The sequence below is a fragment of the Marinobacter antarcticus genome (genome assembly GCF_900142385.1).
Taxonomy (GTDB): Bacteria; Pseudomonadota; Gammaproteobacteria; order Pseudomonadales; family Oleiphilaceae; genus Marinobacter; species Marinobacter antarcticus.
In genome coordinates this window covers 1040126-1056388 of the sequence record NZ_FRAQ01000001.1, presented here as the reverse complement: position 1 = coordinate 1056388, position 16263 = coordinate 1040126, and the positions used below count along the sequence as shown (strand labels likewise).

The window sequence follows — 16263 nt, the reverse complement described above, 5'->3', positions numbered from 1 at the left end:
TTTTGCCATGAAAAGATTATTCATTGTCGTGATAGTTGTACTGATCAGCAGCCTGACCGGGTGTGCAGCCATGATTCATTCCAGCGGAAGCCGTTCCGAGACGAGACCACAAACCCTTTACGAGGCGCGCCTGATTGACGCCGGCGACGGCACTGAACTGAGTACAGAATCGCTCGCTCAAAGGCTTGCCCAGACCGATGTGGTCGTCATTGGTGAATACCATGGCCACCAGGCCACTCACCTTCTGCAATCGCAGATTCAGGCTGCCCTCTACCGCCAGCAACCTCTGCAGGTGCTGTCCATGGAACAGTTCAACCTGGACAACCAGGCCGCAGTCGATGCCTATCTGAACAGTGAAACCGGCGAGACCGAAATGATTGAAGACAGCAGCGCCTGGGACAATTACCGTGCGTCCTATCGCCCGCTGATGGAGTTTGCGCGCCAGCACCGCCTGCCAGTGATTGCAGCCAATGCGCCAGCAGCTGTCGTGCGTTGCGTCGGCCGTACAGGGCCAGATTATCTGAACAGGCTGTCTGCCAGTGACCGGAAACAGTTCCCGGACAATCCGTTTATGGACACTCCCGCCTACCGCAAAAAATTCACTGCGGCTATTACCGGCAGCCATGGCGCAGCAGATGCGACCATGCGCGAGCGCATGAACAACACCTACAAAGCCCAGCTGCTGCGTGACAACACCATGGCAAGCCGCATACTGGCTGCCCGTGATGCGCACCCCGACCACCAGGTTATTCACACCACCGGCACTTTTCACAGCGAAGAACATCTAGGAACCGTTGCAATGCTCCGGCAACGGGCACCGGAGGTTTCAGTTGCGGTTATTTCACCGGTTATATGGCCGGCGGATGCCGAAAAGCCGCCACTGCATGAAAACCGCAACAAAGGCGATTTTCTCTACTTTATCCAGCCTTTGCCGGAGGAGTTCCTTGATAAAGATCGCGAACAGAAGGCGATGTCTGCGAGGTTCCGCCGACCTACCAAAGATACCTGCCAGGGAGATTCCCCATGAAAGTCATTGTTGCCCTCATTCTGGGTTTCAGCGCCATTATCTCAGCCTCACTGATCAGTGACGGGCTGACGGACCTGCGAACCGGTGACCGCTACGTAACCGTGAAGGGCGTGGCAGAGCGGGAAGTGAGTGCCAACCTGGCCTTGTGGCCGATCCGCTTTGTGGCCACCGGAGCCAGCCTCAGCGAGGCCCAGGAAAAGGCACGCAGCAGCCGCAATGCCATCATGGCTTTCCTGAAGCTGCAGGCTATCAGCGACAGTGCGGTAGAACTTCAGCGGCTGGATGTTACGGACACCCGCGCCAATCCTTACCAGGATAATAATAACGAACAGAAATTCATTATCAGCCAGACCCTGATGGTGCGCAGCGAGGATATAGAAAAAATCCGTCAGGCTGCACAGGGTGTGAGCGAGCTGGTCGATTCCGGCGTGGTGCTGTCATCCGACTACGGCCCGAGCGGACCGACCTATCTGTTTAATGGGCTGAATGAAATCAAGCCCGACATGATTGCCGAAGCAACCGCTTCCGCCCGTGAAGCCGCCAGCCAGTTTGCGGAGGATGCAAAAACCGAGCTGGGTGACCTGCGCCGGGCCAATCAAGGCGTGTTCCAGATACTGGCCCGGGACCAGGCCCCGGGGATTTCCGAGCAGCAACACCCGGTGAAGACCGTGCGTGTGGTTTCAACCGTTGAGTACTATTTAAGATAACAACCCCAGAATCGAAGCCGCTTACTGGGTCCGAACCATCTCGTCGGTCACCTGATACTCACCGACCAGCCAGCGCAGGATTTCGCTGGCGGCAGGGTGATCGTAGGCGTCGTAGGTACGCATCAGGCTTTGCCGCTTTTCCTCGCTGATACGCCCGAGGCCTGCGTCCTGCAACACCAACAAATCGGCGTGAAGCTGCTCTGCCAGCTCCCTCCCGAGCACTTCCTTCGCGGCCTGGCGGAATGCCTGCCCGTACTGGTATTCCGTACCTTGGCGGTAAGATTCTGCCAGCGTTATTGCGGGAATTGTGGTCAGCACCGGTTGTAACGCGGGGTTGATGCCATGGCCGGCCAGATAGGCGCCATTGGCCGCCGGGCGTCCGGTAAACGCCCGCAGGTGAAGGTGCCGGGACATGCGGTCGCCGTCATTTACCGGGTAGTTGTCCCAGAGCACAGGCTTGCGCCCGAGCCGGTCACTCACACGCTTGAGGTGTCCAGGAGAAATCTCTCTGGAGCAGACTTCCTCGCCTGTCCAGAATACCTGAATATCATGATCCAGCAGGCGGCCCAGGGTTTCCAGATAGGCTGTTGGCCGCTCACCGAAAACCCGATCCAGCACCGGGTCGTCAGAATAGTAACTGGGGCATATTGAAAGATAGCGGGCCTGGGTACGTTCCCGAATCCAGTGCATGATATCTACCTGGGTTTCCGCAAGCGCATGAGTATCGGCACGCATGTCGTCAAAAAGGATAGCCAGCTCATCAATCCCGATGCGATCGAGCAGTTCGAGCTTCGCGGCAAGCGCAGAACGGGCAGCATCATCAAAACTGTTAAAGATCTCGAAGGGACTAAGCCCGATACCAAACCGCAGGCCCTGCTGACGGCAAAACCGACCAAACTCCGCCAGCTCCGCAACCATCGCGGGCGGGTGAGGCTCCTGCCAGCGTCGGCGCAAAAATGCATCGGCCTTGGGCGCATAGAGATAAAAGCCGTAACCGTGTGGCGCCAGCGCACGCACCAGTTGCTGTCGCTCCTGCCAGTTCCATACTGGCCCGTAAAAGCCCTCGATAATCCCCAGCGTTGTGCTCATGGCGCTCTCCCTGTGGCCGCCCAGTGTATTACCACATGGTATACCTGCGGCAAGCGAATGGTATATCCCCTCCGTATTGCGGACTGTCAAAGCAGGCTACTATGGGTAAAATTCCAACGGAACCCGCCATGAACCCTTCCCAGGCCCGACTGGGTAGTCTTGATGCATTGCGAGGCCTCGCAGCTCTCGGGGTGGTGCTTTTTCATTACCTACCCTATTACGACAAGCTCTTCGGCCATTCATTTGAACTGCCGCCGCTGCTGACAGACACCCTGCTGTTTGGTCGCTACGGGGTGCACCTGTTTTTCATTCTCAGCGGTTTCGTCATTTTCATGACCCTTGAACGCACCCGCAATGCCACCTGGTTTGGGCTGGCACGAGGTGTGCGACTGCTCCCGGCGCTCTGGGCCGGCATTATTCTTACCTTCATATCTGTGCATCTTCTCGGCCCCGAAAACCGCGCGGTCAGCCTTGAGACCGCCTTGCTGAACGCAACCCTGCTGCATGAATACCTTGGCGCGGAGCATGTAGACGGCGCTTACTGGAGCCTGGTGGTGGAAGTGACCTTTTACAGCTGGATGGCGCTGTTGTTCTATACCCTGCGCGACTGGTCAAGGCTGCGCCTGACCTTCTGGGCGTGGATGCTGGTGAGCTATGCCGGCGTAATCTGGTGGAAGCAGATACCAGACAGCCTTGAGTTTCTGGTCAAGGATCTGATGTTTGTAAAATACGCTCCGCTGTTCATTGGCGGTATGTTGATCTACCGCATTTACCGGTATGGCCGCCCGGCAATCAGTGATGCTGTACTGCTCGCACTGGCTGTCTGTCACGGTCTTTTTGCTTACAAATTCCCATACAGCCTCTTTGTTCTGGGCTGCTTCGTGGTATTTTCCCTGGCCGTTGCAGGGCGTCTGAACTGGCTGGCCAATGCGCCCATGCTATGGCTGGGCGGCCTTTCCTACAGCCTTTACCTGGTACATCAGAATATTGGCTACGGGGTGATTGCCTGGAGCTACAATGCAGGCTTACCCGGCTGGCTCGGTGTCTGCCTTGCGCTTGGCATGGCACTGTTCCTCGCCTCTCTCATTCACTACAGTGTTGAAAAGCCGGCTCTGCGACGGTTCCGGAACTGGCGCAGCCGCACTGAAACATCTCAGACTGTGGGAGCGGCAGCAAAAGCTATTGGGTAGACTGACTTGTGATTATTGAACTGAATAGACACCTGATTAACGGAGTTTGGCCATGGAAATAAAAACGTTTGAAGATCTGATTGACTGGACCCGCCAACTGCACTCCCATCTGGCTAGGTGCCTGCACGAGTCCGCGGAGAAACACAGCAATGAACGCGCCAGCGCACTGCTCGACTATATTTCCAGACATGAAGCGCTGCTGGCAAAAACGGTAGCAGAATTCGAAAAACAGGCCGACCCCAAGGCCATGAAAACTCGCCTCTACGACTACCTGAACCACAAACCCATCAAGCCAGAGCAGGCTTGTGATATTCGGTTTGGCACACTTGACTTCGAAGGCATCGCCCGGGAGATCTTCATCTTCCACGATCAGGTTATGGATCTTTACGAGTCCCTGATCGGCAAAGCAGAGATTGAGGTCGCCAAGTCCCTTCTGGAAGACCTGCTGGCGCTTGAGCAGCATGAAGCAATGCGGTTGGCCAGCCAGATTGGCCGAATGAACGATCTTTGACCGCGCCTACGACCTATGTCGTAGGCGGATCGGTTTTTCGTTTCACTGACCAAAAATAATTGATAATGTAAACCAGTTGCATAGCGTTCCCCAGAGAACGTACGCTTGACCCACAAAAATGATAAAAGGAAACAAGAGCAATGAAGATCCGTTCCGTTTTCTCTGCGGCGATACTTGCCGTGGCAGCCACTTTCGCCTCGACGCAGGCACTGGCTCAGGACACATTTACCCTCAAGCTGGCAGAAACCTGGGGGCCTAACTTCCCGATTTTTGGTGACGCTACGAAAAACATGGCTGCCATGGCCGAGAAAATGTCCGATGGCCGCCTGAAAATCCAGATTGATTCCGCTAACAAGCACAAGGCTCCGCTGGGCGTGTTTGATATGGTCAGGGCCGGACAGTATGACATGGGTCATTCCGCCTCCTACTACTGGAAAGGCAAAGTACCCAACACCCTGTTTTTCACCAGCATGCCCTTCGGCATGACGGCACTTGAGCAGTACGCCTGGTTTTACTACGGCGACGGTATGGAGCTGATGCAGGAAGTGTATGAGCCCTTCGGACTGAAGTCCTTCCCGGGCGGCAATACCGGCGTCCAGATGGGCGGCTGGTTCCGCAAGGAAATCAAATCTGTTGAGGATCTGCAGGGCCTGAAGATGCGGATTCCGGGTTTCGCGGGTGAGGTCTTTGCCGAGGTGGGCGTAAGTCCGACCAACATCGCTCCGGGCGAGCTTTACACAGCGCTTGAGCGGAACACCATCGATGCAGTTGAGTGGGTCGGTCCGGCACTGGATCTGCGTCTGGGGTTCCAGCAGATTGCTGACTACTACTACACTGGTTGGCACGAGCCTGCGACCGAACTGCAGTTCCTGGTCAACGAGAAAGTCTGGGAGAAACTGCCGGCAGACCTCCAGGAAATCCTGCGTATCTCCATGCGCACCGCAGCCTATGACATGTTGATCCAGTCGCAGCATGAGAACGCCAAGGCCTGGGCAAACATCAAGGAAGAGTACCCGAACGTTCAGATCAAGAATTTCCCGGACGAAGTGTTCCAGGCCATGTACAAGGCTAACAACAAGCTGCTGAAAGAAGCGGCCGCCGGTGACGAGCTCGCGGCGAAGATTATTAAGTCGCAAGAAGACTATCTGAAGGATTCACGCGCTTACACAGACATTTCCGAGCGTGCATACCTAAACACCATGGGCTCAGTCGAGTAAGATACAGGCTGAAATGGAGCCGGGATCGTTCTGAAGGCGATCCCGGTTTTGTTGTTTATAGCAATAGCAGAATCGCCAGCCCTTCTGGCGGAGGATTATGAATGCAGTGGATCATAAAGCTGGATGAGGGCCTGGCGCGCTTGTCCAATTTCTGCGGCTGGGTTGCCTGTGTCGCAATGCTGCTGATGGCCGGTAACGTTTTTTTCGACGTTGTTGCCCGTTACGCGTTCAATGAAGTGTCTATCGGGATGCAAGAGATGGAATGGCACCTCTACTCGGTGGTCTTCCTGTTCGGTATTCCCTATGCACTGCGCACAGACGGCCATGTTCGGGTTGACGTGCTTTATTCCCGCTGGAGCAACAAGGCCAAGGCTTGGGTGAACCTGACAGGCGCTCTGGTATTTGTAGTGCCATTCGCCTATTTGATCGGCATTTACGGCTACGATTTCGCGCTGGACTCCTACAATATGGGTGAAGGCAGTGGTGATCCGGGAGGCTTGCCTCAGCGCTGGATTATTAAATCCGCAATTCCAGTCTCAGCGTTATTTATCGCCATCGCGGGCCTCAACATGGCGACCTTCGCCCTTCGCGTCATGTCTGGCGAAAAACAGTACGAAGGCGAGAACAGCGCGGGGGGACTCGCATGATCGGTATGATTATGTTCCTCGCTGCCCTCTTCATGCTGATGCTGGGCTTCCCTGTCGCTTTCACCTTTGGCGGCCTTGCTTTGTTTTTTGGTGTGTTTTCACAAGGCATGGATCTGTTTGCATTTATGCCTTATCGCATCATGAGCGTCATGCAGAATACTGTTCTGATGGCTGTGCCCCTGTTCATCTTCATGGGCGTCGTCCTGCAGCGTACACGCCTGGCCGAACAGTTACTGACCTCCATGGGCCGTCTGTTTGGCGGCCTGCCTGGTGGCCTGGCTATCTCTACCATTCTGGTGGGTGCCCTGCTCGCAGCCTCCACCGGCGTTGTGGGCGCAAGTGTGGTGGCGATGGGCCTGATTTCGCTGCCGGTCATGCTGGCTCACAACTACGACAAGCGCCTGGCAACAGGCACCATCTGCGCAGCGGGTACGCTGGGCCAGATTGTTCCCCCGTCGATCATTCTGATTATTCTGGGCGATGTGCTCGGGCTCCCAGTCGGCGATCTGTTCCGGGCTGCCGTCGGGCCGGGCGTCGTTCTTATCGGGCTCTATATTGTCTATATCCTGATCATGACCCGCTTCAAGCCCGAGACGGCTCCGCCCATGCCTGAGGACAACAGCATTTCCCGTAAAAAGGAAGTCATGAATGCGCTGCTGGCGATCATTCCGCCGTTAGCACTGATTGTCATCGTGCTCGGTTCGATCTTTACCGGCATTGCGACACCCACAGAGTCCTCAGCACTGGGTGGTGTTGGCGCTATTGTTCTCGCCATAATCTACCGCCAGTTCTCATTCCAGATGGTTTGGAATGCTTCGAAAGATACGGTCAAAGTGACGGCCATGGTGTTCGCCATCTTGGTCGGAGCAACTGCCTTTTCCATGGTCTTCAGCTACACCGGAGGCGATTACCTGCTGGAAGAGTGGATGCTGGCGCTACCTGGTGAGAAGTGGGGCTTTATCATCCTCGCCATGCTGGTCATTATGGTGCTGGGTTTCTTCATCGACTTTGTAGAAATCTCCTTCATCATCGTGCCCATTCTGGCGCCGGTGGCCGAAGCCCTGGGCATCAACATGCTCTGGTTTGCCATTCTTATCGCCATGAACCTGCAAACCAGCTTCCTGACCCCACCTTTCGGATTCTCTCTGTTCTACCTGAGGGGGGTCGCACCACCGCAAGTGCGAACGATCGACATCTACAAGGGGGTGCTTCCGTTCATCCTCCTGCAGGTGTTTGTGCTGGCGCTGATTGTGATTTTCCCTGAGTGGTTCGGCATGAGCTCCTCTTACTGATCTGCCGTGCAGCCGGGTCGCCTGACCCGGCTGCAATTACTCTCCTGCCCCTCCACCTTTCCTTTCTTCGCATTTTTTCGCTACCTGACTCATCCCGATTCCCGACATACCTGACAAAAACAGAACATTCCCTATACTGAACGGACAGCCAGCAGTTCTCAGACGGGTATTCGAGACAAGCCTTGGCGCACAGCCGCCAGCCTGAACAGCCATGTCAGGGTAAAAAAGGGGAGCAGAATCCGTGAATCAGAAAATCGCCCGGACAAGTACCAAGAGCGCAGGGCTTAATGAACAGACCGACAAGCCCCACATCCTGAACCTGCCCTTGCAGGAAACTCACGTAGACCGCGCACCTCATACCTATGAGCGCTGGCTCGTGGCCAAGCTGATGCGCATGGCCGGATCACCACCGATTCGCTTCCGATTATGGAACAACGACGTGATTGAGCCCCATGAAATGCCGGCCCGATTTACTGTGTATCTTGCTGATCCAAAGGCGCTCTACGCGCTGGTTACTAATCCCAACCTGGCATTCGGTGATCTCTACAGCGCCGGCCGTCTGGACATAGAGGGCGACCTGTCCGAACTGATGGAAGCGCTCTACCGCGCCATTCATCAGGCCCGCCAGAAATGGCCGAGATGGCTGGAAGCCCTTTGGCGCAACCACGCTCCCCGAGCGACCGGGCTTTCCGAAGCACGGGAGAACATTCACCACCATTATGATCTGGGCAACAACTTCTACCGGCTCTGGCTCGATCAGACCGAAATGCAATACACCTGCGCCTACTACGAGCAGCCAGATCTGAGCCTCGAGCGGGCTCAGCAGGCAAAGCTGGAACACGTGTGCAGAAAACTCCGGTTAAAGCCCGGCATGACCGTGGTTGAAGCTGGCTGCGGCTGGGGCGGACTGGCACGCTATATGGCGCGAAATTATGGCGTCACAGTCCACGCCTACAATATTTCCCGGGAACAGATCGCCTATGCCCGGAAACAGGCTCTTGAACAGGGGCTGGAAAATCTGATCGAATATGTTGAAGACGACTATCGAAATATCAGTGGCCAATACGATGCTTTCGTTTCGATTGGCATGCTGGAGCATGTTGGCAAGGAGAACTTTCCCGGCCTGTCAGAGCTCATCAAACGCTCACTGAAGCCGAACGGCATGGCGCTTATTCACAGTATCGGCCGTAACCGGCCCATGCTGATGAACGCCTGGATTGAGAAACGCATCTTCCCGGGGGCCTATCCCCCCAGCATCGGCGAGTTTATGGCGCTGTGTGAGCACGGCGATTTTTCCGTCCTCGATGTAGAAAACCTCCGGCTCCACTATGCCCGTACCCTGAGCGCCTGGATGGAGCGCTTTAATGCTGCGGAACCAGAAATCTCCGAAATGTACGACGAGCAATTCACCCGGGCCTGGCGCATGTATCTTGCCGGTTCCATCGCTGCCTTCCGGGCGGGGTCGTTGCAACTCTTTCAGGTTGTGTTCACCCACGGCGACAACAACCAGCTGCCTGCAACACGGCAGGATCTCTACACTTTTCCCGCTGCACCCGAAAACACCTGAGGTTATAAGACATGGAAACTTACGACCTGATTATCGTCGGGGCCGGCCCGGCAGGATCCACCTTTGCCAAAGCTCTTGAAGGCAGCGGCAAGCGCGCTCTGTTGATCGATAAACAGGACTTCCCCCGGGATAAAACCTGCGCGGGCTGGGTAACGCCCACGGTTATGGAAACCCTGGATATTGACCTCGCCGAATATGGAAATGGCCGCACGCTTCAACCCGTACGGCGCTTCCGGATCGGCATGATGGGGCAACCGGCGGTTGAAAATGATCATGGTAGCGTGATCAGCTACGGCATCCGGCGTTGTGAGTTTGATGATTACCTGCTGGGCCGCACAAACACGCCCAAACAACTTGGCGTTCCAGTCAAAAGCATTACTCGAAAAGACGGTAACTGGCTGATCAATGATACCTGGTCAGCTCCACTGCTTGTCGGTGCCGGCGGACACTTCTGCCCGGTAGCCAGACTTATCGGCGATGGGCCGGGAAGCCATGAAACCGTTGTCGCCGCCAAAGAAATAGAGTTCGAAATGACTCACAAACAGGCAAAAACTTGCGAAGCCCGGGGAGACACGCCGGAAATCTGGTTTTGCCGGGATCTCAAAGGCTATGCCTGGGTCTTTCGCAAGGGAAACTATCTGAACGTTGGCCTTGGGCGGGAGGATAACCACAAGCTGACCAAGCATTTACAGGATTTTGTGGAGACCATGAAGGCCACCGGCCGGCTTCCTGAGGATCTGCCCGGCCGCTTCAAAGGTCACGCCTATTTACTCTACGATCATGCCGGGCGCGCGCTGGTGGACGATGGTCTTCTGCTGATTGGCGATGCTGCCGGGCTTGCCTATACCCAAAGCGGGGAAGGTATTCGCCCGGCTATCGAATCCGCATTGCTGGCAGCGGATGTGGTCCGGCGGGCAGCGGATTTCTCCGCCACCTCGCTGCAGGCATACGGGGATGCCATCGTTGAGCGCTTTGGTCACCGCGGATCCAAAACAGAGAAAGGCTTCCAGGTGCCAGGCTGGATCAGAATGCCACTGGCGAGCACATTGATGAGATCGCACTGGTTTACGCGGAAGGTAGTGACTGAAAAATGGTTCCTGCACCAGAAAGTGGCACCCCTGGCCGCAAACTCGTAACACTGGACGTTTTGTGCAGATAAAAAAATGGCGGCCCAACTGGCCGCCAGATACTAGCCTTCGCCGGGCTTAGTGGCCCAGGTAACTGCGATACATCCAAACTGTTTTTTCCTGCTGGGAAATGTAGTCGCTCATCAGCGCGATCGTACCCTCATCCTCAGCATCGCCCGCAAGATTCAGCAGCTCCCGCTGCTTGCCGATCAGCTTGGCAAAGCTTCCGACAATGTTTTCCATTGCATTCTTGCCATCTGAAACGTCTTTCTGCTCAGGAATTTCCGAACGCTCAATATAAGTACTGTAAGCATGGGCAGGACGATGTCCCAGCGTGAGCACTCGCTCTGCAATTTCATCAATCTTGAGAAGAAGATCATCGTACAGTTCTTCAAATTTCACGTGAAGCTCAAAGAAATTATCACCTTTGATGTTCCAGTGATAACCACGCACGTTCATGTAAAAAATCTGATAGTTGGAAAGCAGATCATTAAGAGAATCGGCCAGTTTGATCGTTTTTTCCGTATCCAGACCAATAAAGTTTTTACCCATTACATGCCTCCTTGGTGGCCGTTAAATCGAGTTTGGATACACCCTAACCCAGGCTCCGTAAGTCCGTGAAGTTTAGTTATCCAATGCCGGCCATAGCGCAGGTTAATCCCTCACCCGGCAAGCCAGCCGGTACACTGGTTATACGCCCGGCCCGCAGTCGGTGCAGTCTTCCTCCGGAACCGGTCCGATATTGAGATTACGGTTAAGATCTTTCAGTGCCGTTCTCAGCCCTTCTTCAATCACCGGATGATAAAACGGCATCTCCAGCATCTCACTGACCGTCAATCGGCGCTGCGCAGACCAAGCGAGCAGATGAGCTATATGCTCGGCCGCCGGACCAAACATCTCGGCGCCCATGAACAACCCGCTGCCATACTCACCATAAACCCTCAAAAGCCCACTGTTTTTGCCAATCACCCGGCTCCGACCCTGGTCTTCAAACGATACCTCACCTACAGCGAAACAACCGGCGCAACGCTTATCAACCTCATCAATGGTCAGACCCACGGTGGCAATCTGGGGATCGGTAAACACAACCGCAAGAGGTGCGCGCCTCAGGCCTATCCGAACGTCGGGGTAAGCAGCCGCGTTACTGCCGGCAATCCGCCCCTCGTCGGCGGCCTCGTGCAGAAGCGGCAGTGCGTTGTTAGCGTCTCCGGCAATAAAGATATGACTCTGGCCGCAGCGCAGAGTGTAAGGATCAAATACAGGCATGCCTTTGTCATCAAGTTCGATATCCGCATTCTGGACATCCAGGCCGTCAACGTTGGGTCTGCGGCCAGTGGCAGCAAGCAGGTAGTCGAATGTTTCTGTTTTCTCACCGGAATCGCCGTCTACAAAAGTAATGGCTACTCCACCCTCAACCCTCTCAACTCGTTTTACGTCGCCATCGGGATCCAGTGGAAACTCTTCGTTGAAACACCGGAGTGCATAGTCGCGGATACTGTCATCGCGGATCGGACCAACAGCACCGCCCACACCGAACATTCTTACCCGCACACCGAGGCGACTGAGAGCCTGACCCAGCTCCAGCCCAATAACACCTGGCCCGAAAACAACGACAGATTCGGGGAGATCCCGCCATTCAAAGATATCGTCGTTCACCACCAGTCGGTCTTTCGCTTCTTTCAGAAAACCCGGAATATTGGGGCGGGAGCCCGTTGCGATGATAATCCGCTGTGCATGAATTTCGGTTTCGTTGCCGATGATCAGGCGATGAGGTCCGGCAAAGCGGGCATGGCCCTTGATGCGATGCTCTTCGGGGAACTTCTCTACTGCGCGGATCACCGAACCAACAAAGCGGTCGCGCTCCGAGCGCACCCGCTCCATTACACGCTTGCCGTCCACTGTGATATTGCCAGCAGAAACCCCGAACAGCTCTCCCTGCGCCATCTGATAAGCACTATCCGCAGCCGCAATCAGCAGCTTGCTCGGCATACAGCCCACTCTGGCACAGGTGGTGCCGTATTGATCGCCTTCGATCAGCACGACTTTGTCCGTTACCTTTCGTACCTGCTGGTAGGCCACCATCCCGGCAGTCCCTGCACCGATAATGGCGACGTCAACTTCTCGCTTTTCCATACAAAAGTCTCCAGACCGACATTCCCGAGGGTGGGAACGTGGATAAAAAGTTTCATGGTGTATACGTCAGTATAGAGGCCGGGATTGTTTTACGCGGTACGTGAAAAAACCGGCCGGTGGCTTTATGCTGACAGGCTTACAGAGATCCTGACAATCTCAGTACTCTTACCCATAAGCCTTTGCCCGCAAACCCGATATACAGAGAGCCTTGCGTATGAACAGTTACTGGCCAGAATTTCTCACTGTGGCACTGGTGCATTTGCTGGCTGTTGCCAGCCCCGGGCCGGATTTTGCAGTGATGCTCCGGCAGGCTCTGTGTCAGAGCCGAAAAAACGCATTGCTTACAGCAGCCGGTATTGGTGCAGGCATTCTGGTACACGTGAGCTATTCACTGCTGGGCATTGGCCTGATCATCCAGCAGTCGATCCTGTTGTTTACCATACTAAAGATTGCCGGCGCCCTTTACCTCACCTGGATTGCCATACAGTGCCTGAAAGCCCGGGCAGGTGGAATTTATGTGGAAACCGAACCCGGCACCCTGCAGTCCGGCTTTGCAGCCCTGCGTCTGGGCTTCCTGACCAATGCCCTGAATCCAAAGGCAACGCTGTTCTTTGTTTCATTGTTTTCGGTTGTGATCAGCCCGGGAACTCCCGTGGCAGTTCAGGCCGGCTATGGCGTATACATGGCACTGGCGACCGGGCTTTGGTTCACCCTGGTTGCCGTATTTTTCACGCTACCTTCAGTGCGCAAAGGATTTAACCGCTTCGGCCACTGGATGGACAGGCTGATGGGCGGTGTTCTGCTGCTACTGGCGGGTCAGCTCCTGCTCTCTACAGTGAGCGGAGCAGAGCCTCAGTCTGGCCCCAGCACAGGCATGGGTCAGTAATAGAGCAGCCGTAACGCAGGTCATTGCCGTCGTCCTGCCGGCCTGCCTCAAGGAAGCTCTCCAGCATCAGCCCGCGAATACCGGTGTTACCTGCGCGTTTCTGGCGCATCACTTCGCGGGCGACGTCGATCTGTCGCTCGGCGTGCTTGCAGGCATTGTCGTGGCTGCAGTCCACCATAACAGCGGCGCACAGCCCTGCATCAGACAAGCTTTGCGCGGCGCGCTGAATGCTTGCTTCATCGTAATTGGTAATACCCCGGCCACCACGCAGCACCAGATGGGTATCCGGATTGCCCCGAGTGCTGACCATGACCGGAGCGCCATGACTGGAAACGCCCAGATGATGATGCGGATGGCTTCCCGACTTCATGGCATTAATAGCAACACTGATCCCACCATCGGTGCCATTCTTGAACCCGGCAGGCATGGGCAGACCGCTGACCATCTCACGATGAATCTGGGATTCGGTGGTACGGGCCCCAATCGCTGTCCAGCTCACCAGATCACCCAGGTAATCCATGGCGAAGGGGCTCAGGGCCTCCGTCGCCAGTGGTAAGCCCATCTCTGCCAGATTCAGAAGCAAACGGCGTGAACGCAGCAAACCTTCGTTAAGGTCACCGGCCCCTGTGCGCTCAGGATCGTACAGCAAACCCTTCCAGCCTACGGTTGTTCTAGGCTTTTCCAGGTAGGCGCGCATGACAATAAGAAACCGGTCGCTGACCGCATCCGCCAATGCTTTGAGCTTTTCGCCATACTCCAGCGCGGCAACCTCGTCATGGATCGAGCAGGGCCCGACCACAATCAGGGTGCGATCATCTGTACCGTGCAGAACACTCCGGACAGCTTGCCGGTGCCTGTCCACCTGCCGGGCAAGACACTCGTCGACAGGCAAACGCTGCCGCAGTTCAGCCGGCGTCGGCAGTGCAGTTTCCTGCCTGTGTGTTACTGCGGTGCTCAGCATCTGGCACTCCCCGGCTGTTTTCAAAGGCATGTTCATATCGGTGTTCCCATTTCCCTGCGTCAGAATCAAAAAAGCCCCGGCTGGGCTACCAGTCGGGGCTTTTTGAGTCCGACGGCAGCCTGGTTTTTCGCCGGGCTGCCATCCTCTTTGTTCGTTTTGTGAAGATGCTATGGGCGGCCCTGACGCTGGCTAAAATAAAAGCCATAATCAAGCCACCAAAAAAACACAACAGCAACTGCCGCCATCGGTTTTTGGCCGAAAGCTTGCAGAACATTCAATTGACAGATTGCTTGTGTCGTCTTCATGATCACTAATATATACCCCGGGTTTTCAACTTGGCAACCCGTAAACCGGACTTTTTAGCAGACAAACCGGACTTTTCGGGAAAATGGGAGCCAGAAATGACACCGAACCGACGGAATTCCGCCTTCCTGTTCTTCTTTATATTCATGCTGGCACTCATCTTCGGTACCGGCACCGCAAACGCAGAGTCCCGAGCCTACCAGCTCAACAATCGCCCGGGTTCAGATGTCGCCAGCCAGGTGAGGGAGCTGTATCAGGGCGAGCCAGTATCCGTCACCGCACGGGGGCAGCAGCTTGTCGTTCGCGGCAACGAGCAACTGCTGAATGAAATCGGTACGTTGATTGAAACCCTGGACGTAGCGCCGGCTCAGCTCCGGATCACCGTGCGCTCTCAGGAAGATATTGGCGGCAAACGCTCCGGCGGCGGAGTGACCGCTACACGAAACGAAGTTGGCGTAACCGCAGAGCGCCGGGTTACAAGTACCGGTGGCTCCCGGGAGCGAAGCCTGATGGTTATGGACGGGCAGTCTGCTCACATCACGTCGGGTCAGGTACGCACATTGCCCATCGCGGTGCGTGGCGGCAGGAACCCGGCTGCCATTTTTGAGCAGGTCGAAACTCGCAGCGGATTTGTTGTCAGCCCTCGGGTAATTTCAGACCGTGCCGTGGAACTGAGCATTACGTCTTTTGAAGTAGATCCCGCCGAACTGAAAGGATACGAAACCCAGGCGGTGGTCACGATTCGCAGAGTGGAACCCGGCCAATGGGTATCTCTGGGTAGCACGTCAACCCAGTCCACCAGCAAACAGTCCGGTATTGCCTATAGCGTTAAGAGCAGCCGGTCAGACAACCGGAGTTTTGAGGTGAAGGTCGATGTTATTCACTGAAGCTTAAACCTTGTTGCGCAGCAATATGCTTTTGGCTTCGTTGATCTTTGCAGCGAGATAATCGCTCCCGCCCCGATCCGGGTGCAGTTTCTGCATCAGGCGACGGTGGGCCATAACAACGACTTCTCTCGAGCAATCCTCGGTAACGCCCAGTATTTCAATGGCCTCACGCTCGGACATGTCACTGCTCTGCGCCTGACTAGCCCTCTGCTGCTCTCCCGCCCCTTGACTGGGGCCACCAGCGCCCGAAAAGAAGCGATTCAGCCCCGGCACAAACCGGACAATCTCCGGCAACTTGCGCAACAGCGGAAGCAATGCAGCGACAGCCGCTGTCAGCACATGCACTCGGCCGGTAAGAACCATGAACACCAGCAAGGCACCACCAACAACGAGAACGGCTTTCCAGGTGGCAGCCTTCTTTTTTTCTGCCGTCAATCCGCCCCATTGCTTCAGAACCACAAAGACGGCTGCCGCCAACGCGATTCCCAGTATCCACTGCATGGTTGATCCTTTAATGATGTAAGATCGTAATTCTGGCACCTGAGCCAAGGATAATGCTAGCCACATATACCTACAAACCGGTGACAACGGCACCCTGAATTTTGTAGGATGCTATGTTTTGTCGTTGCTCAATAATTTCGGCATCCAAACAGTCTGTTGTTATGCACCGACCCGGCAAGGAAACACAATAAATCTGTTTTCCCTCCTGCTCAACGCAA

The 16263-nt window shown here is 55.5% G+C and carries 16 protein-coding genes; 11 read left to right on the top strand and 5 right to left on the bottom strand.

The annotated features are described in order from the left end of the window. The first annotated feature begins 70 nt into the window (after positions 1-70). Both BUA49_RS04925 and BUA49_RS04920 read left to right on the top strand, forming a co-directional pair. Positions 71-1027: a ChaN family lipoprotein gene (locus BUA49_RS04925; protein ID WP_072797673.1), complete on the top strand. Its 957-nt coding sequence runs from the start codon at positions 71-73 to the stop codon at positions 1025-1027. Beyond that, positions 1024-1734: an SIMPL domain-containing protein gene (locus tag BUA49_RS04920; RefSeq protein WP_072796015.1), complete on the top strand. Its 711-nt coding sequence runs from the start codon at positions 1024-1026 to the stop codon at positions 1732-1734. The genes BUA49_RS04925 and BUA49_RS04920 overlap by 4 nt, the downstream gene beginning before the upstream one ends. A gap of 21 nt (positions 1735-1755) precedes the next feature. On the opposite strand, the gene BUA49_RS04915 is transcribed toward BUA49_RS04920, so the two are convergent. Beyond that, positions 1756-2823: a beta-N-acetylglucosaminidase domain-containing protein gene (locus tag BUA49_RS04915; RefSeq protein ID WP_072796013.1), complete on the bottom strand. Its 1068-nt coding sequence runs from the start codon at positions 2821-2823 to the stop codon at positions 1756-1758. Positions 2824-2924: 101 nt separating this feature from the next. Between BUA49_RS04915 and BUA49_RS04910 the strand changes: the two genes are divergently transcribed. From BUA49_RS04910 to BUA49_RS04880, 7 genes are all read left to right on the top strand, one after another. After that, entirely contained in the window at positions 2925-4013 is a 1089-nt protein-coding gene (locus BUA49_RS04910; protein ID WP_228704407.1) for an acyltransferase family protein, read from the top strand. Between the two features lie 52 nt (positions 4014-4065). After that, the gene (locus BUA49_RS04905; RefSeq protein ID WP_072796009.1) at positions 4066-4524 is read left to right on the top strand and encodes an ATPase; all 459 of its coding nucleotides are present in this window, start codon (positions 4066-4068) and stop codon (positions 4522-4524) included. Between the two features lie 140 nt (positions 4525-4664). Beyond that, positions 4665-5741 (top strand): TRAP transporter substrate-binding protein, encoded by a 1077-nt coding sequence (locus BUA49_RS04900; protein ID WP_072796007.1) that lies wholly within the window; start codon positions 4665-4667, stop codon positions 5739-5741. Positions 5742-5842: 101 nt separating this feature from the next. After that, entirely contained in the window at positions 5843-6388 is a 546-nt protein-coding gene (locus tag BUA49_RS04895) for a TRAP transporter small permease subunit (RefSeq protein WP_072796005.1), read from the top strand. Next, a complete protein-coding gene (locus BUA49_RS04890) occupies positions 6385-7680 on the top strand; it encodes a TRAP transporter large permease (protein ID WP_072796003.1) in 1296 nt (431 codons plus the stop codon). Before BUA49_RS04895 ends, BUA49_RS04890 begins: the two co-directional genes overlap by 4 nt. A gap of 253 nt (positions 7681-7933) precedes the next feature. Continuing rightward, the gene (locus BUA49_RS04885) at positions 7934-9247 is read left to right on the top strand and encodes an SAM-dependent methyltransferase (protein WP_072797672.1); all 1314 of its coding nucleotides are present in this window, start codon (positions 7934-7936) and stop codon (positions 9245-9247) included. A gap of 11 nt (positions 9248-9258) precedes the next feature. After that, positions 9259-10383 (top strand): NAD(P)/FAD-dependent oxidoreductase, encoded by a 1125-nt coding sequence (locus BUA49_RS04880; RefSeq protein WP_072796001.1) that lies wholly within the window; start codon positions 9259-9261, stop codon positions 10381-10383. Between the two features lie 69 nt (positions 10384-10452). Here the strand turns inward: BUA49_RS04880 and BUA49_RS04875 are convergent, their stop codons facing one another. Both BUA49_RS04875 and BUA49_RS04870 read right to left on the bottom strand, forming a co-directional pair. Further along, a complete protein-coding gene (locus BUA49_RS04875; RefSeq protein WP_072795999.1) occupies positions 10453-10926 on the bottom strand; it encodes a Dps family protein in 474 nt (157 codons plus the stop codon). A 138-nt stretch (positions 10927-11064) separates the two neighbouring features. Next, on the bottom strand, positions 11065-12507 hold the full coding sequence (locus BUA49_RS04870) for a dihydrolipoyl dehydrogenase (RefSeq protein ID WP_072795997.1): 1443 nt from the start codon (positions 12505-12507) through the stop codon (positions 11065-11067). Positions 12508-12721: 214 nt separating this feature from the next. On the opposite strand from BUA49_RS04870, the gene BUA49_RS04865 reads away from it, so the two are divergent. Then, positions 12722-13393 carry a LysE family translocator gene (locus BUA49_RS04865; RefSeq protein ID WP_072795995.1) on the top strand — a complete coding sequence of 224 codons (672 nt, stop codon included), beginning with the start codon at positions 12722-12724 and terminating at the stop codon, positions 13391-13393. Here BUA49_RS04865 and BUA49_RS04860 read toward each other — a convergent pair. Beyond that, on the bottom strand, positions 13338-14390 hold the full coding sequence (locus tag BUA49_RS04860; RefSeq protein ID WP_072797670.1) for a 3-deoxy-7-phosphoheptulonate synthase: 1053 nt from the start codon (positions 14388-14390) through the stop codon (positions 13338-13340). The genes BUA49_RS04865 and BUA49_RS04860 overlap by 56 nt on opposite strands. Positions 14391-14755: 365 nt before the next feature. Between BUA49_RS04860 and BUA49_RS04855 the strand changes: the two genes are divergently transcribed. After that, a complete protein-coding gene (locus BUA49_RS04855; RefSeq protein ID WP_072795993.1) occupies positions 14756-15544 on the top strand; it encodes a secretin N-terminal domain-containing protein in 789 nt (262 codons plus the stop codon). 3 nt (positions 15545-15547) lie between these two features. Here BUA49_RS04855 and BUA49_RS04850 read toward each other — a convergent pair whose 3' ends face one another. Beyond that, positions 15548-16045, bottom strand: a complete 498-nt coding sequence (locus tag BUA49_RS04850; protein WP_072795991.1) for a J domain-containing protein — start codon at positions 16043-16045, stop codon at positions 15548-15550. Positions 16046-16263: the final 218 nt, after the last annotated feature.

What these genes read in the sequence shown, in the direction of transcription:
- BUA49_RS04925 (WP_072797673.1), top strand. Translation starts at nt 71, where the DNA reads ATGATTCATTCCAGCGGAAGCCGTTCCGAGACGAGACCACAAACCCTT.
- BUA49_RS04920 (WP_072796015.1), top strand. Translation starts at nt 1,024, where the DNA reads ATGAAAGTCATTGTTGCCCTCATTCTGGGTTTCAGCGCCATTATCTCA.
- BUA49_RS04915 (WP_072796013.1), bottom strand. Translation starts at nt 2,823, where the DNA reads ATGAGCACAACGCTGGGGATTATCGAGGGCTTTTACGGGCCAGTATGG.
- BUA49_RS04910 (WP_228704407.1), top strand. Translation starts at nt 2,925, where the DNA reads ATGGGTAAAATTCCAACGGAACCCGCCATGAACCCTTCCCAGGCCCGA.
- BUA49_RS04905 (WP_072796009.1), top strand. Translation starts at nt 4,066, where the DNA reads ATGGAAATAAAAACGTTTGAAGATCTGATTGACTGGACCCGCCAACTG.
- BUA49_RS04900 (WP_072796007.1), top strand. Translation starts at nt 4,665, where the DNA reads ATGAAGATCCGTTCCGTTTTCTCTGCGGCGATACTTGCCGTGGCAGCC.
- BUA49_RS04895 (WP_072796005.1), top strand. Translation starts at nt 5,843, where the DNA reads ATGCAGTGGATCATAAAGCTGGATGAGGGCCTGGCGCGCTTGTCCAAT.
- BUA49_RS04890 (WP_072796003.1), top strand. Translation starts at nt 6,385, where the DNA reads ATGATCGGTATGATTATGTTCCTCGCTGCCCTCTTCATGCTGATGCTG.
- BUA49_RS04880 (WP_072796001.1), top strand. Translation starts at nt 9,259, where the DNA reads ATGGAAACTTACGACCTGATTATCGTCGGGGCCGGCCCGGCAGGATCC.
- BUA49_RS04875 (WP_072795999.1), bottom strand. Translation starts at nt 10,926, where the DNA reads ATGGGTAAAAACTTTATTGGTCTGGATACGGAAAAAACGATCAAACTG.
- BUA49_RS04870 (WP_072795997.1), bottom strand. Translation starts at nt 12,507, where the DNA reads ATGGAAAAGCGAGAAGTTGACGTCGCCATTATCGGTGCAGGGACTGCC.
- BUA49_RS04865 (WP_072795995.1), top strand. Translation starts at nt 12,722, where the DNA reads ATGAACAGTTACTGGCCAGAATTTCTCACTGTGGCACTGGTGCATTTG.
- BUA49_RS04860 (WP_072797670.1), bottom strand. Translation starts at nt 14,390, where the DNA reads ATGAACATGCCTTTGAAAACAGCCGGGGAGTGCCAGATGCTGAGCACC.
- BUA49_RS04855 (WP_072795993.1), top strand. Translation starts at nt 14,756, where the DNA reads ATGACACCGAACCGACGGAATTCCGCCTTCCTGTTCTTCTTTATATTC.
- BUA49_RS04850 (WP_072795991.1), bottom strand. Translation starts at nt 16,045, where the DNA reads ATGCAGTGGATACTGGGAATCGCGTTGGCGGCAGCCGTCTTTGTGGTT.